The organism is Kitasatospora sp. NPDC127060 (genome assembly GCF_042724935.1).
GTDB lineage: Bacteria > Actinomycetota > Actinomycetes > Streptomycetales > Streptomycetaceae > Kitasatospora.
In genome coordinates, this window is record NZ_JBHXEG010000014.1 from 100,039 (window position 1) to 116,180 (window position 16,142).

Below are 16,142 nucleotides of genomic sequence, written 5' to 3' on the forward strand. Positions count from 1 at the left end.
CGTCGCCGGGTGCGGCCCCTCCCCGTGGGGTGACCCGGTGGTCCATGCTACCGAGCAGAGCACGTTCCGCGACGCCGTGATTCCCGTCCGCGACCGGTATCACCCGATCGGGGGGATTCGTCACCGTACGAATTGGGCAAACCGGGGCGCCGCTACCGGCTCAGCGACTCCCACCAGCGCGCGTCCAGCCGTCCCTCGGCCACGATGACCGCCGGCCCGGTCATCTCCACCCGGCCGTCCGGGTGCTCGGTGATGACCAGCCGACCGCCCAGCACGTCCACCGTGTACGAGACCGCCGCACCGGTGACCGCCGGGTCCACGCCGTCCCGGCGGATCGCCGCCACCGCGACGGCGCAGGCGCCGGTGCCACAGGAGCGGGTCTCGCCGGAGCCGCGCTCGTACACCCGCATCGCCACGTGCCGCGGGCCCCGGTCCACCACGAACTCGACGTTGACACCCTCCGGGTAGGCGCCCTCGGGGCTGGTGAGCGGCGCACCGAAGAGATCCCCGGCGTGGTCCAGGCTCTCCACGAAGGCCACCGCGTGCGGGTTGCCCATGTTGACGTTCAGGGCGGGCCAGCGCCGCTCGCCGACGGCCACCTCGATGCCGTCCGGTCCGGGCAGCCGGGCCCGGCCCATGTCGATGGTGACGTCGCCGGGCGTGCCGTCCGCGGCGTCCTCCGCGACCGTCGCGGTGAGCACCCCGGAGCGGGTGGCGATCGCCAGCTCACCGGGCTTCGCCAGGCCGGCCTCGACCAGGAAGCGGGCGAACACCCGCAGGCCGTTGCCGCACATCTCGGCGATGCTGCCGTCGGAGTTGCGGTAGTCCATGAACCACTCGGCCCGGTCGGCCTGGCTCGCGGCGGCCGGGTCGGCGGCCGCCCGCACCACGCGCAGCAGCCCGTCGCCGCCGATGCCGGCCCGCCGGTCGCAGAGCGCGGCGACGGCCTCCGGGCCGATCTCCAGCACCCCGTCCGGGTCGGGCACGATCACGAAGTCGTTCTGGGTGCCGTGCCCCTTGAAGAAGGGGAGGCCGGCCTGCTGAGGAGAGGATGCGCTCACCCCACCGATGGTACTGATGCCCGCCCGCTCGCCGCCGGGCACTCCGACCCCACGGCTCGGGGCGGACGGCCCCGCAGCCGGCCGGGCCCGGGCGACGTCCTCAGCGCAGGTAGGCGACCCGCCACACCGCGAGCGCGCAGGCGGCCAGCGCGATCAGGGTGTAGACCACGATGGCCTTCCAGCCGGCCCGCCGCCCGGAGCCCCGGCGCGGCAGCCCCGGCCACTTGTAGCCGGCGTGCCGGGCGGCCATCGCGCCCCAGCCGACCGAGGCGGCGGTGAACAGCAGCCCGAGCATCCCGACCATGGTGGCCCGCGCCCCGGCCGAGCCGAAGGCGAGCGGGAAGGCGAACATCAGCGAGCCGAGGGTGCCGAGCAGGGCGATCGGCAGGGTTTGCCACCAGCGGAGCCGGCGCAGCGGCCGGATCTCCCGCTCGTGCACCGCGGCGTCCGGCGGGGTGCGGGTGTCCAGTGCGGGCACCGCGGCCGCGTACGAGGTCGGTGCCTCCAGGCCGGTCAGCACGGGGAGGTCCCCCCTCGTCGACTCGTCGAACTGCTCGGCCGGTGCGGTGACGCTCCCGCTCTGGCCGGATTCGGGGCCGGTACCCGTCGACACACGGCCTCCCCTGACAGTTCGACACGAGCGGACTCGCGGCCGGGCACGGCCGACCCGCGCGGGCCGACCCTTATGGCATCGATGATGGCATGTCCAGAGGGGGCGTTCGGGGCCTGACCGGGGTCCTCGGGTGATCCGTGGCCATCACGTGATCGGGCCGTGACCCCCGGTTCGTCCTGCACGGTCGCCTGCGCGCGCAGGTGCACCGCCGAATTGGCCGGAACAGCACCTATGCGGCCGGAACTCCCTGACGGCCGATCAGTTCGAGGGAGTGTTCCAGCAGCTCGACGGGGTCGGTACCGGCCGGTCGGGAGAGCCAGTGGATGCGGTCGTCCCGGCGGAACCAGGACTCCTGGCGGCGGGCGAAGCGCTTGGTGGCCCGGACGGTCTCGGCCCGTGCCTCGTCCTCGGTGCACTCGCCGGCGAAGTGGTCCAGCACCTGCTGGTAGCCGAGCGCCCGGGAGGCGGTCCGGCCCTCCCGCAGCCCGACCCGCTCCAGCGCCCGCACCTCGTCCAGCAGCCCGGCCTCCCACATCCGGTCGACCCGCAGCGCGATCCGCTCGTCCAGCTCGGGTCGCGGCACGGCGACGCCGATCTGCACCGCCTCGTACACCGCGGTGTTGCTCGGCAGGTTGGCGGTGAACGGCTGCCCGGTGATCTCGATGACCTCCAGCGCCCGGACGATCCGCCGCCCGTTGCCGACCAGGATCGCCTCGGCGGCCGCCGGGTCCAGCTCGGCCAGCCGCCGGTGCAGCGCGTACGGGCCGCCCTGCTCCAGTTCGGCCTCCAGCCGGGCGCGCACCCGCGGGTCGGTGCCGGGGAACTCCATCTCGTCGATCGCGGCCCGGACGTACAGCCCGGAGCCGCCGACCAGGACGGGGGTGCGCCCGGCCGCGAGCAGCCGGTCGATCTCGGCCCGGGCCAGCCGCTGGTACTCGGCGACGCTGGCGGCCTCGGTGACGTCCCAGACGTCCATCAGGTGGTGCGGCACTCCCCCGCGCTCGGCCATGGTCAGCTTCGCGGTGCCGATGTCCATGCCCCGGTACAGCTGCATCGAGTCGGTGTTGATCACCTCGCCGCCGAGGCTGCGGGCGATGGCGACGGCCAGGTCGGACTTTCCGGCGGCGGTCGCGCCGACGATGCTGATCACACGGGAGCTGCTCACCGCTCCAGTCTCCCAAACCGCCGCCGGGGTCGGGGACGGGCTGCCGCCCGCCGCCGACTGCGCGAGGATGTGACTGGTTCCCGGACGGTCTCCGGCCGTTTCCACCCCGACCCGGCTTTGCGAACTCTTTGCCGGTCGGACGCGTTGTGCGGGAGACAGGGAAAGAAGGAGATCACCATGGGTCTGATGGACAACCTCAAGGGCAAGGCCGAGGAGCTCAAGGAGAAGGCCAGCGAGCTCGCGGGCAAGCACAGCGACCAGATCGAGCACATGGTCGACAAGGCCGGCGGCGCGATCGACAAGGCCACCAAGGGCAAGTACAGCGACAAGATCGAGCACGGCGCCGACAAGGCCAAGGACGCGGTGGGCGACTTCGCCCACAAGCCGAAGCCGGAGGGCGGGGAGGGCCAGGCCCCCCGACCCCCGCAGCCGTAGTCGTAGTCGTAGTCGTAGCGGCGGTCAGCTCCAGGACGCCACGAAGTACCCGACCCCGTACGGCGCGTCCTGGTAGCCCAGCCGCCCGGTGAGGCCGGCGCCCTCCGCGGCGCCGGCCAGCACCTGCCAGGGCGCCCGGCCCTCGGCCTTCAGCTCGGCGGCCAGCGCCGGGTCCAGGCCGGCCAGGGCGGGCAGGTCGGCCGAGCCGAGGGCGGCGGCCACGGCGGCGTCGTAGCCCTCGGCCCGCTCGTCCAGGTAGCCGGGCGCCTTCAGCGAACGGCAGGCGCTGCCGTCGCCGAGCACCAGCAGGGCGACCCGGTCGGCGAGGCCGGCCAGGCCCTGGCCGAGCCCGAGCATCCGGTCGGCGGGGGCGTCGGCGGGCACCGCGCAGGCGTGCGTCGGCAGGGTCACACCGGCGCGCTCCAGCAGCCAGGCGCCGACGGTCAGCGAGGGCGCCAGCTCCGGGCCCTCGACCCGCCCGCCGGGCAGCTTGGCGACCAGCGGCACCCCGTAGCGGTGGAAGGAGCCGGCCCCGCCCTCGGTCCACACCTCGGCCTCCGGCCCGGCGCCGACCGCCACGACCAACTGCGGCCCGGCCGCGACCAGCGCCGCCAGCGCGTCGTCACAGGCGGCGCGCAGCCCGTCCAGCTCGGGCGCGGCCCCGGCGGCGACCTCGGGGACGAGCAGCGGCGGACAGGGGCACACGGCGGCGGCTACCAGCATGCCGATCACTCTAGCCGGGAAGCCGAACGGCCCGGCCGGAGCTCCGGCCGGGCCGCTGTCACGGCACGCGAGTCAGTCGCCGCCCGCCGGTCAGTCGCCGCAGCAGGCGCCGCCCGCCGGGGCGGCCAGCGGCAGCTGCGCCGGGGCGCCGATGCCGGGCAGGCCGAGCATGACGCCCGCCGGCTTGTCGGCCGGCTTGGCCTGGCGCTTCTCCCAGGCGTCGCCGGCCCGGGTACGCCGCACCGCGAGGGTGGGGCCCTCGGCCAGCAGGTGGTGCGGGGCGGCGTAGGTGATCTCGACGGTCACCACGTCGCCCGGGCGCACCGGCTCCTCGGGCTTGGTGAAGTGCACCAGCCGGTTGTCGGGGGCGCGGCCGGAGAGGCGCTGGGTCCTGTCGTCCTTCTTGCCCTCGCCCTCGGCGACCAGGATCTCCAGGGTGCGGCCGACCTGCTTCTTGTTCTCGTCCCAGGAGATCTCCTCCTGGAGGGCGATCAGCCGGTCGTAGCGGGCCTGGACGACCTCCTTGGGCACCTGGTCCGCCATGTCCGCGGCGGGGGTGCCGGGGCGCTTGGAGTACTGGAAGGTGAAGGCGTTGGTGAAGCGGGCCTCGCGGACGACGTGCATCGTCTCCTCGAAGTCCTCCTCGGTCTCGCCGGGGAAGCCCACGATGATGTCGGTCGAGATGGCCGCGTCCGGCATCGCCTCGCGGACCTTGCGGATGATCCCGAGGAACCGGTCCTGCCGGTAGGAGCGGCGCATCGCCTTGAGGACGCGGTCCGAGCCGGACTGCAGCGGCATGTGCAGCTGGTGCATCACGCTCGGGGTCTCGGCCATCGCGGCGATCACGTCGTCGGTGAAGTCCCGCGGGTGCGGCGAGGTGAAGCGGATCCGCTCCAGGCCCTCGATCTGCCCGGCCGCGCGCAGCAGCTTGGAGAAGGCCTCGCGGTCGCCCAGGTCGGAGCCGTAGGCGTTGACGTTCTGGCCGAGCAGGGTCACCTCGATGACGCCCTCGTCCACCAGCGCCTCGATCTCGGCGAGGACGTCGCCGGGGCGGCGGTCCTCCTCCTTGCCGCGCAGCGCGGGGACGATGCAGAAGGTGCAGGTGTTGTTGCAGCCGACCGAGATGGCGACCCAGGCCGCGTACGCGGACTCCCGGCGGGTGGGCAGCGTGGAGGGGAAGGTCTCCAACGACTCCAGGATCTCGACCTGGGCCCTGCGCTCGACCGCGGCCCGCTCCAGCAGCGCCGGCAGGTGCCCGATGTTGTGGGTGCCGAACACCACGTCGACCCACGGAGCGCGCTTGACGATGGACTCGCGGTCCTTCTGGGCCAGGCAGCCGCCGACGGCGATCTGCATGCCCTGGTGGCGGCTCTTGACCGGCGCGAGCTGCCCGAGGTTGCCGTACAGCTTGTTGTCGGCGTTCTCGCGCACCGCACAGGTGTTGAACACGACCAGGTCCGGGTCGCCCTCGGGCCCGGCCTTGACGTACCCCGCGTCCTCCAGCAGGCCGGACAGCCGCTCGGAGTCGTGGACGTTCATCTGACAGCCGTGCGTGACGACCTTGTAGCTCTTCAATCCGCTCTCACCGCTCACCAGACCAGGGTACGGGCAGCCGCGAGCCGCCATTTCCCGGATCTACGTCACGGCGGCTCCGGAGCTTTCCACCCGCCGTTCCCCTCCCGTTCGGCGGGAGCGCCTGGCAGTATCCCTGCATATGACCCCCACCGATCCGTCACGTCTCGGCGCCGCCGTCCGCCGCGCGGCCCGCAGCCCGTTGTGGCGGACGGTGCTGGTGCTGGTGCTGCTGGTCGCCGGACTGGGCGGCTGGTGGCTGTCGGCGGCCCGCTCGCCGGGGTACCCGCGCGGGGAGACCCGCTTCGCGACCGGTGTCCCGCGCGGGGTCTACGACCGGTACGGGCAGCTGCTGCAGGGCCACGTCTCGCGGACCATGCCGGGGGTGCGGCTGGCCCTGGACAGCTCCGAGGGCTCGGTGGACAACCTCGCCCGGGTGATCAGCGGGCAGGACACCTTCGCCATCGCCACCGCCGACGCGGTCGCCGAATACCAGGGGCCCGGCAAGGACCGGCTGCGGGCGATCGCCCGGCTGTACGACGACTACCTGCAGCTGATCGTCCCGGCGGATTCCACGGTGCGCCGCACCGCCGACCTCAAGGGCCTCCGGGTCGGCGTCGGCCTGCCGCAGTCCGGGGTGAACCTGGTGACCAGGCGGCTGCTGACCGCGGCCGGCCTGGACCCGGACCACGACATAACGCCGGTGCCGGGCGGCGTCAGCGACGGCTCCGACGAGCTGCGCGAGGGCAGGATAGACGCCTTCTTCTGGTCCGGCGGCCTGCCGACCAGCGCGCTCACCGACCTCTCCGACCACATGCGGATCCGGATCGTCCCGCTGGCCGACCTCTCAGAGGCGCTGCACAAGGCGGAGGGCGGCGGCGTGGACTCCTACCGGGCGGCCACCATGCCCAAGGGCACCTACCCGAACGCCGAGCCCAAAGACGCCGTGGCCACCATGGCCGTCCCCAACCTGCTGGTCACCCGGGACGACGTGGACCCGGGCCTGGTCGAGGGCATGACCCGAGCGGTGATCGACAGCCGGGACCAGATCGGCGCCCAGGTGCACGCCGCCCAGCTGGTCGACCTGCGCACCGCCGTCTACACCGACCCGCTCCCGCTGCACGAGGGCGCGGCGCGCTACTACCGCTCGGTGAAGCCCTGACTCGGTGAAGCCCTGAGGCGCCCTGCCAGGGCGGCCAGGGCTGCTGAGGCCGCTCCGGCTGCTACGGCCGCTCCGGCCTCGGCACCGCCAGGGTCACCGCCAGCCCGGTCGGCTTGACCGGGGCGAAGCCGAGCGAGCCGCCGCCGGCCGTCAGCAGGGTGCGGGCGATCGACAGGCCCAGCCCGGAGCCGTCCACGTTCTGGTGCCGCGCGCTACGCCAGAACCGGTCCCCGGCCCGGGACAGCTCGTCCTCGGTCAGCCCCGGCCCGGCGTCGCTGACGGTCACCGCGACCTCGTCCCGGCGTACCGCTACCCGCAGCCGCACCTGGCTGCCGGCCGGGCCGAACTTGAGCGCGTTGTCCAGGACGGCGTCCAGCGCGGAGCCGAAGCCGATCGGGTCCGCCATGCCGATCGCCAGCGCCGGACCGTCCCAGCGCAGTTCGATCCCGCGCTGCTCGGCCACCGACCGCCAGCCGTCCACCCGGGCGAGGGTCAGCTGGGCGAGGTCGGTCTGCTCGGGTTCCGGGCGGGCGTGCTCGGCGGTGGCCAGGCCGAGCAGGTCGTCCAGCACCCGGGCCAGCCGGATGCCCTCCTCCCGGACGCCGCTGACCTCCTCCTCGTGGCCCTCGGGCAGCTCCAGGCCGAGCACCTCGACCCGCAGGAGCAGCGCCGAGAGCGGGTTGCGCAGCTGGTGCGAGGCGTCCGCGACGAAGGCTTTCTGCTGGTCCATGGCGTGCACCACGTGGTCCGCCATCTCGTTGAACGACCGTGCCAGCCGCTGGAGTTCGGGCGGTCCGCCGCCGGGGGCGACCCGCGCGGACATCTGCCCGGTGGCGATGTCGTGGGTGGCCCGGTCCAGGGTGCGCACCGGACGCAGCACCCACTCGGTGAGCCGGACGGCCAGCAGCACGGCGACGGCCATCGCGGCCGCCTCGCCGCCGGCCAGCACCAGCCACTTGTGCAGCACCCGGGCCCGCAGCGCCCCGGTCGGGGACTCGCTGAGCACCACCGCGACCACGTCGCCGTCGCGCACCACCGGGGCGGCGACGGTGATCGTCCGGTCCTCGGTCCACGGCCAGACCTGCGGCGGGTTGTGGCTGCGCCGCCCGTCGAGCGCCTCCTGGAAGGCCTGGGCACCCCAGCCGACGGCGGGCACCCGCCAGTCGTGCGGCGCCACCGCGATCGGCATGCCGTCGCGCTGGAAGATGCCCAGCCGCACGCCGTACAGGTCGTAGTAGCGCTGGACCTCGGCGTCGATCGCGTGCCGCCGGCTGAGGTCGCCCGGGGCGGGCTCCGGGTCGGCCTTGCGGGCGGAGTCCAGGGCGGCGGCGCCCGAGGTGGGCAGGTCCTGGGCGAAACGGGCGGCGTCGTCGAGCCGGTCGACCACCACCCGGCTCTGCTCGGCCGCCGCGAACGCCGCCGCGAGCGGCAGCCCCAGGGCGGCCAGGACGCAGAGCATGAGGGCGATCAGGATGCCGAGCAGGCGGGTGCGCACGTGCGGTCAGTGCTCCGCGGGGGCGGACGGGGCCTGGTCGGCCGCGGGGGCGGACGGGGAGTCGGGGATCAGCCGGTAGCCGACGCCGCGCACGGCCTCGACCAGGCCCGGCAGCGCGAGCTTGTTGCGCAGCGAGCCGATGTGCACCTCCAGGGTGCGGCCGTTGCCCTCCCAGCCGCTGCGCCAGACCTCGCTGAAGATCTGCTCGCGGCGGTAGACCACGCCGGGGCTCTGGGCGAGCAGCGCCAGCAGGTCGAACTCCTTGCGGGTGAGCGGCACATCGCGGCCGTCCACGCTGACCCGGCGGCGCTCCCGGTCGATCCGGATGCCCCGGGACTCCAGCGGGCCGCGCTGCTGCGGTACGGCGTCGGGCGCGGGCAGCGCCACCGAGGACGGCTGGGCGCCGCGGCGGGCGACCGCGTGGATGCGGGCGAGCAGCTCGCCCATGTCGTACGGCTTGGTGACGTAGTCGTCGGCGCCCAGGTTGAGGCCGTGGATCCGGGAGCGGATGTCGGCGCGCGCGGTCACCATGATGACCGGCACCCCGCTGCCGGCCCGGATCCGACTGCAGACCTCGAAGCCGTCGCGGTCGGGCAGCCCGAGGTCGAGCAGCACGACGCGGTACGGCTCGTTGCCGTCCGGCACCAGGGCGTCCAGCGCCTCGTGCCCGCTGCGGGCGTGCCGCACCTGGAAGCCGTGCCGGCCGAGCACCGCGACCAGGGCCGCGGCGACGCGTTCGTCGTCCTCGACGAGCAGCAGTCGCATCCTGTTCTCCTCCTTCCCCCACGTGATCACCGGGCCAGTTCGCGCGGGGCCCGGTCCTGCGCAGTATGGGCCAGCGGGCGGCCGGGCGCCAGGTTCGACCGCGCACCGGGCTCGTGGGGGACGCCCGGCACCGGTGCGGATTCCCGCTGTGACATGCCCCGTCGACACACTCGCGAACAGTACGTACGGATCGCGTGGCCGTTTCGTGATCCTCAAGTTCCGCTCAGATCGGCTGACGGGGCACCGTCAGCGCTCCTATGGTCGGCCCACCGGGGGCTGCGGCTCCGCCGGTCGCGGCTCCCGGATACGTACCACCTTTGCCGCCCAAGGGAGTTGGGACTCCTCCGGCAGGCAGGAACCATCTCAGTTCGACACAAAAGGGAGCAAGGCGCGATGTCCGAGAAGCCGGTCGAGGACTCCACCCCCGCAGCCGCCCCGCTGGTCGTGCTGAACAAGGTCAACAAGCACTACGGCGCGCTGCACGTGCTGCAGGACATCGACCTGGAGATCAGCCAGGGCGAGGTCGTGGTGCTGATCGGCCCGTCCGGGTCGGGCAAGTCCACGCTCTGCCGCACGATCAACCGGCTGGAGTCCATCGACTCCGGCACGATCACGCTGTCCGGCCGCCCGCTGCCCGCCGAGGGCCGGGAGCTGGCCAAGCTGCGCGCCGAGGTCGGCATGGTGTTCCAGAGCTTCAACCTGTTCGCGCACAAGACCGTGCTGGAGAACGTCGTTCTCGCCCAGGTCAAGGTGCGCAAGGTGATCCGCTCGCACGCCGTGAAGACCGCCCGCGAACTGCTGGAGCGGGTCGGCGTCGGGGCGCAGGCGGACAAGTACCCGGCCCAGCTCTCCGGCGGCCAGCAGCAGCGCGTGGCGATCGCCCGGGCGCTGGCGATGAAGCCGAAGGTGATGCTCTTCGACGAGCCGACCTCGGCCCTCGACCCCGAGATGGTCAACGAGGTGCTGGAGGTCATGCGCCAACTGGCCGCCGACGGCATGACGATGGTCGTGGTCACCCACGAGATGGGCTTCGCCCGCTCCGCCGCCAACCGGGTGCTGTTCATGGCCGACGGGAAGATCGTCGAGCAGAACACCCCGGACGCCTTCTTCACGGCGCCGCGCTCCGACCGCGCCAAGGACTTCCTCTCGAAGATCCTCCACCACTGACCCTTCGAGACCACGCGGGGCCGCGGCCGGCAACGGCGCCGACCGGCCCCGCCCGTGCACGACTTCCAGACGCCAGAGCCCGGTTGACGCCGCGGCCCAGCCCCAGGAGAACAACCCTCATGAGGACTTCCCGCACCCTCGCCGTGGCCCTCTGTGCCGTCGCGCTCACCGCCACCGCCGCCTGCGGCAAGGACGGCACGCCCGCCTCCTCCAACGCGGCGAGCGCCAGCAACGCCCCGGCGCTGCCGACCTACACGGTCAAGACCGACGTCAAGGTCGACTCCCCGGTCATCGCCGAGGCCAAGAAGCGCGGCCAGCTGATCATCGGCGCCAAGGCCGACCAGCCGAACCTCGGCTGGGAGGACGTCGCCAGCGGCGACCGCAGCGGCTTCGACATCGAGATCGCCAAGATGGTCGCCGCCGACCTCGGCTTCACCCCGCAGCAGATCAAGTGGCAGACCCTGGTCTCCTCGCAGCGCGAGCCGGCCATCGCCAAGGGCCAGATCGACTTCTACGTCGGCACCTACAGCATCAACGACGAGCGCAAGAAGACGGTCTCCTTCGCCGGCCCGTACTACATCGCCGGCCAGGACTTCCTGGTGAAGAGCGACAACACCTCGATCACCGGCCCGGAGAGCGTCAGCGGCAAGAACATCTGCACCGCCACCGGCTCGACCTCGATCAAGAACATCCAGCAGTACAACCCGAAGATCACCCAGTTCGACACCTACTCGGCCTGCGTCGAGAAGCTGATGTCCGGCGAGGTCGACGCGGTCACCACCGACGACGCGATCCTCAAGGGCTACGCCTCCAAGTACTCCCCCAAGCTCAAGGTGGTCGGCAAGCCGTTCACCAAGGAGAACTACGGCGTCGGCCTCAACAAGGACGACAAGGCGCTGCGCGACGCGATCAGCGACGCCCTCAAGGCCCACGAGGACAACGGCGACTGGAAGAAGGCCTACGACGCGACCCTGGGCGCGTCCGGCTCGGCCGCCCCGGCGATCCCGACCCTCGACCGCTACTGATCCGGCCGCCGTACCCGACCACCCGTTCTGACCATCTGTGAGAGGAGGGCCGCCGGATGGGGTTCCTGTTCGAGCAGGACAACTTCGCGTTGTTCCGCGACGGCTTCCTGCAGACGATCGAGCTGAGCGCGCTCAGCGCCCTGCTCGCCCTGCTGCTGGGCACCCTGCTGGCGGCCTTCCGGGTCTCCCCGGTGCCGGTCCTGCGCGCCTTCGGCACCACCTGGGTGACGCTGTTCCGCAACACCCCGCTGACCCTGCTGTTCTTCGCCGTCACCTTCGGCCTGCCGCCGCTCGGCGTGCACTTCAGCCACCTCGCCTTCGCGGTGCTGGCGCTCGGCGGGTACACCGCCTCGTTCGTCTGCGAGGTGATCCGCTCCGGCATCAACACCGTGCCGCTCGGCCAGGCGGAGGCGGCCCGCAGCCTCGGCATGAACTTCTTCCAGACCCTCACCCTGGTCGTCCTGCCGCAGGCCACCCGTACCGTGCTGGCCCCGATGAGCAGCGTGTTCATCGCGCTGCCGAGGAACTCGGCGATCGCCGGCGCGTTCAGCGTCAGCGAGCTGTACAGCTCCCAGCAGACCTTCTCCGAGCGCGGCTACTCGATCTTCTCGATCTTCTTCTGGGTGGCCTGCGCCTACCTGCTGATCAGCGCGACGGTCGCCTCGTTCTTCCGCTTCCTGGAATCCCGACTGGCGGTGGCCCGATGAGTTTCTTCCAGCGCCAGGCCTCGGCCAGTGTCCTCTACGACACCCCCGGCCCCCGGGCCCGCGCCCGCTACCGCCTCTTCGGCGTCCTCTCGCTGATCGGCATCGCGGGCCTGCTCTGGTACGTCGTCTCCGCGCTCGCCGACAACGGCCAGTTCGACGCCGACCTGTGGGACCCGTTCCAGTACACCTTCGTCCAGCAGATGATCGTGGACGGCCTACTGGCCACCCTGAAGGCCTTCGGCCTGGCCGCGGCCTTCTCGCTCACCCTGGGTGCGCTGCTGGCCGCCGGGCAGCTGTCCGACCACCGGCCGGTCCGCTGGATCTGCACCTCGGTCGTCCAGTTCTTCCGGGCGATGCCGCTGCTGATCCTGATCGTCGCGCTCTACTACGCGTTCTTCGCCAAGGACCCGATGTGGGCGCTGGTGCTCGGCCTCACCCTCTACAACGGCGCCGTCCAGGCCGAGATCATCCGCAGCGGCGTCAACGCCGTCCCGCGCGGCCAGGGCGAGGCGGCGTACGCCCTCGGGATGCGCAAGACCCAGGTGATGTCCGGCATCCTGGTGCCGCAGGCCGTCCGCTCGATGCTGCCGACGATGATCGGCCAGCTGGTGGTCACCCTCAAGGACACCTCGCTGGGCTTCGTCATCACGTACAACGAGCTGCTGTTCATGGGCAAGAAGATCGCCAGCCAGCCGATGAACGCCGCGGGCTTCCCCTACATCCCCGTGGTCCTGGTGATCGCGCCCATCTACATCGCCCTGTGCCTCCTGCTGACCGCGCTCGCGCGGTGGATCGAAGCACGCGGTCGTCGCGGCGCGAACCGGCGCACTTCACCTGCTGCTTGACGGACACCCAGGCGAACTGTTGCATTGCTCTTCGTGACACCTCCCGGGAGCATCCACGCGGCATATGCGCCAGCGGTACCTGACGCCGGCCCATGGGCCGGTTCGTGCCCGGAGGTCCGCGCATGGATCCGGTGATCGTGGTCGGGGCCGGACCGGTCGGTCTGGCCCTGGCCCTCGCGCTGGCCCGGCACGAGGTGCCGACCGTCGTCCTGGACGAGGGCTCCGGGCTCTGCCCGGAGGGGCCCCGCAGCGTCGTCCTCGGCGCCGACTCCACCGCCTTCCTGACCCGGATCGGCTACTCCCGGGCCGTCTCCGACTCGGCGCTGTGGGACTCCTTCGCCGTCTGGCGGCGCCGCCAGGAGGTGCTGCGGATCGACCTCACCGACTCCCCGACCTTCCACCTCCCCCAGCACCGCCTCCAGCGCGGCCTGCGGGACGCCCTGACCGGCACCCCGCTGGTCCGGCTGGTCCCGCTGCACCGGGTCGTCGAGCTCGAACAGGACCGCGACGGGGTCAGCGTCCGCACCCACGGCACCCAGGACGGCTCCACCACCTGGTGGCGCGGCAGCCACCTGGTCGGCTGCGACGGCGCCCGGTCCACGGTCCGCAAGCTGCTGAAGATCCGCTTCCCCGGCCGCCCCGCCGTCGACCGCAACGCCATCGCCACCGTCCGGGTCGACCTCCCCTTCGACGGCGCCCGGCTGCACCGCGAGCCCCCCTGGCGCGGCGACCGCGAGGCCTCCGCCCGTCCGCTCCCGGACGGCGTCTGGCGGCTCGACTGGCGGCTGCCCCCCGGCCGGCCCGACCCCGCCGAACAGGTCGACCCGCACGCCACCTGGCCCGGCATCGTCACCGGCGACACCCTGCTCACCCGGGTCACCGCCACCCTCACCGGCTGGTGCGGCGAACTCCCCCGCTACGAACTGCTCGCCGCCGCCGACCACACCGCCCAGCAGCGCCTCGCCGCCCGCTTCCGCAGCGGCCGCTGCTTCCTGGCCGGCGACGCCGCCCACCTGCACGGCGCCCTCGGCATGCAGAACCTCGCCGACGGGCTGCGCGACGCCGACAACCTCGCCTGGCGGCTCTCCCTCGCCTGGCACCTCCACTCCGGCGGCCCCCAGCCCGGCGGCTCGCTGCTGGACGGCTACGAGGCCGAGCGGCGCGGCGCGGTCGGCGCCCGGCTGCGCGCCGTCGACCAGTCCATGCCGCTGCTGCGCCCGCTGCGCGGCTGGCAGCAGACCCGTCGCTCACTGCTGGTCGGCGGCTTCCGCAAGCACGCCCCGCTGCTCGCCGACGGGCAGCTCGGTACCGGCCGCTTCGGCGGGGCGCCCGCCTACCCGGCGGCGCCCTCCGGCGTCCCCGGCCGGGTGCCGGTCCAGCGCGGCGCGCGCGGCGCCACCTCGCTCAGCGAACTGCTGCCCGCGACCGCCCCCGGGGTGCTCGTCCCGGACCTGCCGGTGCTCACCTCCGACGGCACCCCGGACCACCTGCACGCCCGGCTCGGCGCCACCTTCCTGCTGCTGCTGGTCGCCCCCGGCACCGCCGTGTGGTCCGCCGAGCACTGGCTGGGCGCCGGACTGATGCCCCGGCTCGGCGAGGTGGCGGCCGCGCTGCCGGTACCGGCCGAGGTGCTGGTCACCGAGGAGTACCCGGGCGCAGGGCCGCACACCGTGCTGCTGATCCGGCCGGACGGGCACCTGGTCGGCGTCACCCAGGGCGCCGCCGCCGAGGACCTCCTGGTCCTCGCCGACCGCGCCCGCGGCGGCCCGGCCCCGCTCACCGGCCCGGCCGAACCCGGGCCCGAGGCGGCCCCGGAACCCGAACCCCAGCAGGTCGACTCGGCGAGCCAGGCCTAGGGACCGTCCGGCGACGGACCCTAACTCGCCACCGCCGTGGCCCGGCTCTCCCGGACCACCGTCACCCGGATCTGGCCCGGGTAGGTCAGCTCCGCCGAGACCTGCCGGGCCACCTCACGGGCGATCAGCTCCGCCCCGAGGTCGTCCACGGCGTCCGGCCGCACCATCACCCGCACCTCGCGCCCGGCCTGCATCGCGTACACCTCGGCGACCCCGCTGTGTGAACGGGCGATCTCCTCCAGCCGCGCCAGCCGCCGCACGTACAGCTCCAGCGACTCCTTGCGCGCGCCCGGCCTCCCGCCCGAGCAGGCGTCCGCGGCCTGGGTCAGCACGGCCGTCACGGTACGGGGCTCCACCTCGCCGTGGTGGGCGGCGATCGCGTGCACCACCTCGGGCGACTCCCCGTGCCGCCGGGCGAACTCCGCGCCGACCGCCGCGTGGCTGCCCTCCGCCTCGTGGGTGAGCGCCTTGCCGATGTCGTGCAGCAGCGCCGCCCGGCGCACCGGCTCCGGGTCCACCCCGAGCTCGGCGGCCATCATCCCGGCCAGGTGCGCGGACTCCAGCAGGTGCCCGAGCACGTTCTGCCCGTACGAGGCGCGGTAGCGCAAGGAGCCCAGAGTGCGGACCAGTTCGGGGTGCATCCCGCCGATCCGGGCGTCCAGCAGGGCGTCCTCGCCGGCCCGGACGCAGCGCTGCTCGACCTCCACCCGGCTGCGCTCGTGGACGTGCTCGATCCGGCTCGGCTGGATCCGGCCGTCCTCGACCAGCTGCTCCAGGGTGAGCCGAGCGGCCTCCCGGCGGACCGGGTCGAAGCAGGAGAGCTGCACCGAGGCGGGGGTGTCGTCGACGATCAGGTTGACGCCGGTGACGGCCTCGAAGGCCCGGATGTTGCGGCCCTCCCGGCCGATGATCCGGCCCTTCATCTCCTCGCCCGGCAACCGGAAGACGGTGACGGCGGTCTCCGCGGTCTGTTCCGAGGCCAGCCGCTGGATCGCCCCGGCCAGGATCTCCCGGGCCCGGCGCTCCCCCTCCTCCTTGGCTCCGCGCTCGATCTCCCGGACCGTGACGACCGCCTCCCGCCGGGCCGACTCCTCAGCCTCGCGCAGGAGTTGGGCGTGCGCCTGCTCGGCGGAGAGCCCCGCGGCGCGCTCCAGCGCCGCCGCCCGCCGGGCCGCCAGCGCCTCGACCTCGCCCCGGGATCGCGCCAACTCCGCCGAGCGCTCGGCCAGTTCGTCCTCCCGCTGGCGCAGCCTGCGCAGCTCCTCGGCCAGAGTCTCCTCGCGCCGGGCCAGTTCGGCCCGCTGCCGACTGCTCTGTTCCTCGGCCGACCGGCGGGCCTGCTCGGCCTCGGCCAGGGCCTGCCGCTGCGCGGTCCGCAACCGCCGGAACGTCAGCACGGCGAGCAGTGCGAGCACCACCAGGACGGCGACGGCCGACCCGACGATCGGCACCAGAGCGACACCCGGACCGGTACCCGCCGAGATCCCCATGCGCCCCACTCCCCGTCCTTGCGCTGGGCGCCGTCCGGAAGCGGCCCGCACTGAGTGCGAG

General features: G+C 73.3%; 15 protein-coding genes. 7 read left to right on the forward strand and 8 right to left on the reverse strand.

Annotation, left to right across the window (positions count from 1 at the left end):
- Positions 1–152 precede the first annotated feature (152 nt).
- The 3 genes from dapF to miaA all read right to left on the reverse strand — a co-directional run bounded on the left by dapF (position 153) and on the right by miaA (position 2,839).
- Positions 153–1,061 carry a diaminopimelate epimerase gene (gene dapF / locus ACFWIS_RS11370; protein WP_380454817.1) on the reverse strand — a complete coding sequence of 303 codons (909 nt, stop codon included), beginning with the start codon at positions 1,059–1,061 and terminating at the stop codon, positions 153–155.
- 100 nt (positions 1,062–1,161) lie between these two features.
- Positions 1,162–1,674, reverse strand: coding sequence for a hypothetical protein (locus tag ACFWIS_RS11375; RefSeq protein ID WP_380454819.1), 513 nt, complete (start codon positions 1,672–1,674; stop codon positions 1,162–1,164).
- Between the two features lie 229 nt (positions 1,675–1,903).
- Positions 1,904–2,839: a tRNA (adenosine(37)-N6)-dimethylallyltransferase MiaA gene (miaA, locus tag ACFWIS_RS11380; protein ID WP_380454821.1), complete on the reverse strand. Its 936-nt coding sequence runs from the start codon at positions 2,837–2,839 to the stop codon at positions 1,904–1,906.
- Positions 2,840–3,016: 177 nt separating this feature from the next.
- Here miaA and ACFWIS_RS11385 point away from each other — a divergent pair, with 177 nt between their 5' ends.
- Entirely contained in the window at positions 3,017–3,274 is a 258-nt protein-coding gene (locus ACFWIS_RS11385; protein ID WP_380454823.1) for an antitoxin, read from the forward strand.
- Positions 3,275–3,298: 24 nt separating this feature from the next.
- Here the strand turns inward: ACFWIS_RS11385 and ACFWIS_RS11390 are convergent, their stop codons facing one another.
- A complete protein-coding gene (locus ACFWIS_RS11390) occupies positions 3,299–3,997 on the reverse strand; it encodes a class III extradiol dioxygenase subunit B-like domain-containing protein (protein ID WP_380454825.1) in 699 nt (232 codons plus the stop codon).
- A 90-nt stretch (positions 3,998–4,087) separates the two neighbouring features.
- Entirely contained in the window at positions 4,088–5,590 is a 1,503-nt protein-coding gene (gene miaB / locus ACFWIS_RS11395) for a tRNA (N6-isopentenyl adenosine(37)-C2)-methylthiotransferase MiaB (protein ID WP_380454827.1), read from the reverse strand.
- A gap of 121 nt (positions 5,591–5,711) precedes the next feature.
- Between miaB and ACFWIS_RS11400 the strand changes: the two genes are divergently transcribed.
- Positions 5,712–6,731 carry a TAXI family TRAP transporter solute-binding subunit gene (locus ACFWIS_RS11400; RefSeq protein WP_380454829.1) on the forward strand — a complete coding sequence of 340 codons (1,020 nt, stop codon included), beginning with the start codon at positions 5,712–5,714 and terminating at the stop codon, positions 6,729–6,731.
- A gap of 61 nt (positions 6,732–6,792) precedes the next feature.
- On the opposite strand, the gene ACFWIS_RS11405 is transcribed toward ACFWIS_RS11400, so the two are convergent.
- Positions 6,793–8,226: a sensor histidine kinase gene (locus ACFWIS_RS11405; protein WP_380454831.1), complete on the reverse strand. Its 1,434-nt coding sequence runs from the start codon at positions 8,224–8,226 to the stop codon at positions 6,793–6,795.
- 6 nt (positions 8,227–8,232) lie between these two features.
- Positions 8,233–8,991 carry a response regulator transcription factor gene (locus ACFWIS_RS11410; protein WP_380454833.1) on the reverse strand — a complete coding sequence of 253 codons (759 nt, stop codon included), beginning with the start codon at positions 8,989–8,991 and terminating at the stop codon, positions 8,233–8,235.
- 393 nt (positions 8,992–9,384) lie between these two features.
- Here ACFWIS_RS11410 and ACFWIS_RS11415 point away from each other — a divergent pair, with 393 nt between their 5' ends.
- The 5 genes from ACFWIS_RS11415 (at position 9,385) to ACFWIS_RS11435 (ending at position 14,591) form a co-directional block, all read left to right on the forward strand.
- A complete protein-coding gene (locus ACFWIS_RS11415; RefSeq protein ID WP_380454835.1) occupies positions 9,385–10,158 on the forward strand; it encodes an amino acid ABC transporter ATP-binding protein in 774 nt (257 codons plus the stop codon).
- A 119-nt stretch (positions 10,159–10,277) separates the two neighbouring features.
- Complete coding sequence (locus ACFWIS_RS11420) at positions 10,278–11,183, forward strand: glutamate ABC transporter substrate-binding protein (protein ID WP_380454837.1); 906 nt, start codon at positions 10,278–10,280, stop codon at positions 11,181–11,183.
- Between the two features lie 56 nt (positions 11,184–11,239).
- The gene (locus tag ACFWIS_RS11425) at positions 11,240–11,890 is read left to right on the forward strand and encodes an amino acid ABC transporter permease (protein WP_380454839.1); all 651 of its coding nucleotides are present in this window, start codon (positions 11,240–11,242) and stop codon (positions 11,888–11,890) included.
- The gene (locus tag ACFWIS_RS11430; RefSeq protein ID WP_380454841.1) at positions 11,887–12,735 is read left to right on the forward strand and encodes an amino acid ABC transporter permease; all 849 of its coding nucleotides are present in this window, start codon (positions 11,887–11,889) and stop codon (positions 12,733–12,735) included. The genes ACFWIS_RS11425 and ACFWIS_RS11430 overlap by 4 nt, the downstream gene beginning before the upstream one ends.
- Before the next feature lie 122 nt (positions 12,736–12,857).
- Positions 12,858–14,591, forward strand: a complete 1,734-nt coding sequence (locus ACFWIS_RS11435) for an FAD-dependent monooxygenase (RefSeq protein WP_380454843.1) — start codon at positions 12,858–12,860, stop codon at positions 14,589–14,591.
- A gap of 20 nt (positions 14,592–14,611) precedes the next feature.
- On the opposite strand, the gene rny is transcribed toward ACFWIS_RS11435, so the two are convergent.
- Positions 14,612–16,081 (reverse strand): ribonuclease Y, encoded by a 1,470-nt coding sequence (rny, locus tag ACFWIS_RS11440; RefSeq protein WP_380454845.1) that lies wholly within the window; start codon positions 16,079–16,081, stop codon positions 14,612–14,614.
- Positions 16,082–16,142: the final 61 nt, after the last annotated feature.

Coding starts and splice junctions, on each gene's coding strand:
- ACFWIS_RS11390 (WP_380454825.1), bottom strand. CDS start 3,997: ATGCTGGTAGCCGCCGCCGTGTGCCCCTGTCCGCCGCTGCTCGTCCCC.
- ACFWIS_RS11410 (WP_380454833.1), bottom strand. CDS start 8,991: ATGCGACTGCTGCTCGTCGAGGACGACGAACGCGTCGCCGCGGCCCTG.
- ACFWIS_RS11420 (WP_380454837.1), top strand. CDS start 10,278: ATGAGGACTTCCCGCACCCTCGCCGTGGCCCTCTGTGCCGTCGCGCTC.
- ACFWIS_RS11400 (WP_380454829.1), top strand. CDS start 5,712: ATGACCCCCACCGATCCGTCACGTCTCGGCGCCGCCGTCCGCCGCGCG.
- ACFWIS_RS11435 (WP_380454843.1), top strand. CDS start 12,858: ATGGATCCGGTGATCGTGGTCGGGGCCGGACCGGTCGGTCTGGCCCTG.
- ACFWIS_RS11415 (WP_380454835.1), top strand. CDS start 9,385: ATGTCCGAGAAGCCGGTCGAGGACTCCACCCCCGCAGCCGCCCCGCTG.
- ACFWIS_RS11385 (WP_380454823.1), top strand. CDS start 3,017: ATGGGTCTGATGGACAACCTCAAGGGCAAGGCCGAGGAGCTCAAGGAG.
- rny (WP_380454845.1), bottom strand. CDS start 16,081: ATGGGGATCTCGGCGGGTACCGGTCCGGGTGTCGCTCTGGTGCCGATC.
- ACFWIS_RS11430 (WP_380454841.1), top strand. CDS start 11,887: ATGAGTTTCTTCCAGCGCCAGGCCTCGGCCAGTGTCCTCTACGACACC.
- ACFWIS_RS11425 (WP_380454839.1), top strand. CDS start 11,240: ATGGGGTTCCTGTTCGAGCAGGACAACTTCGCGTTGTTCCGCGACGGC.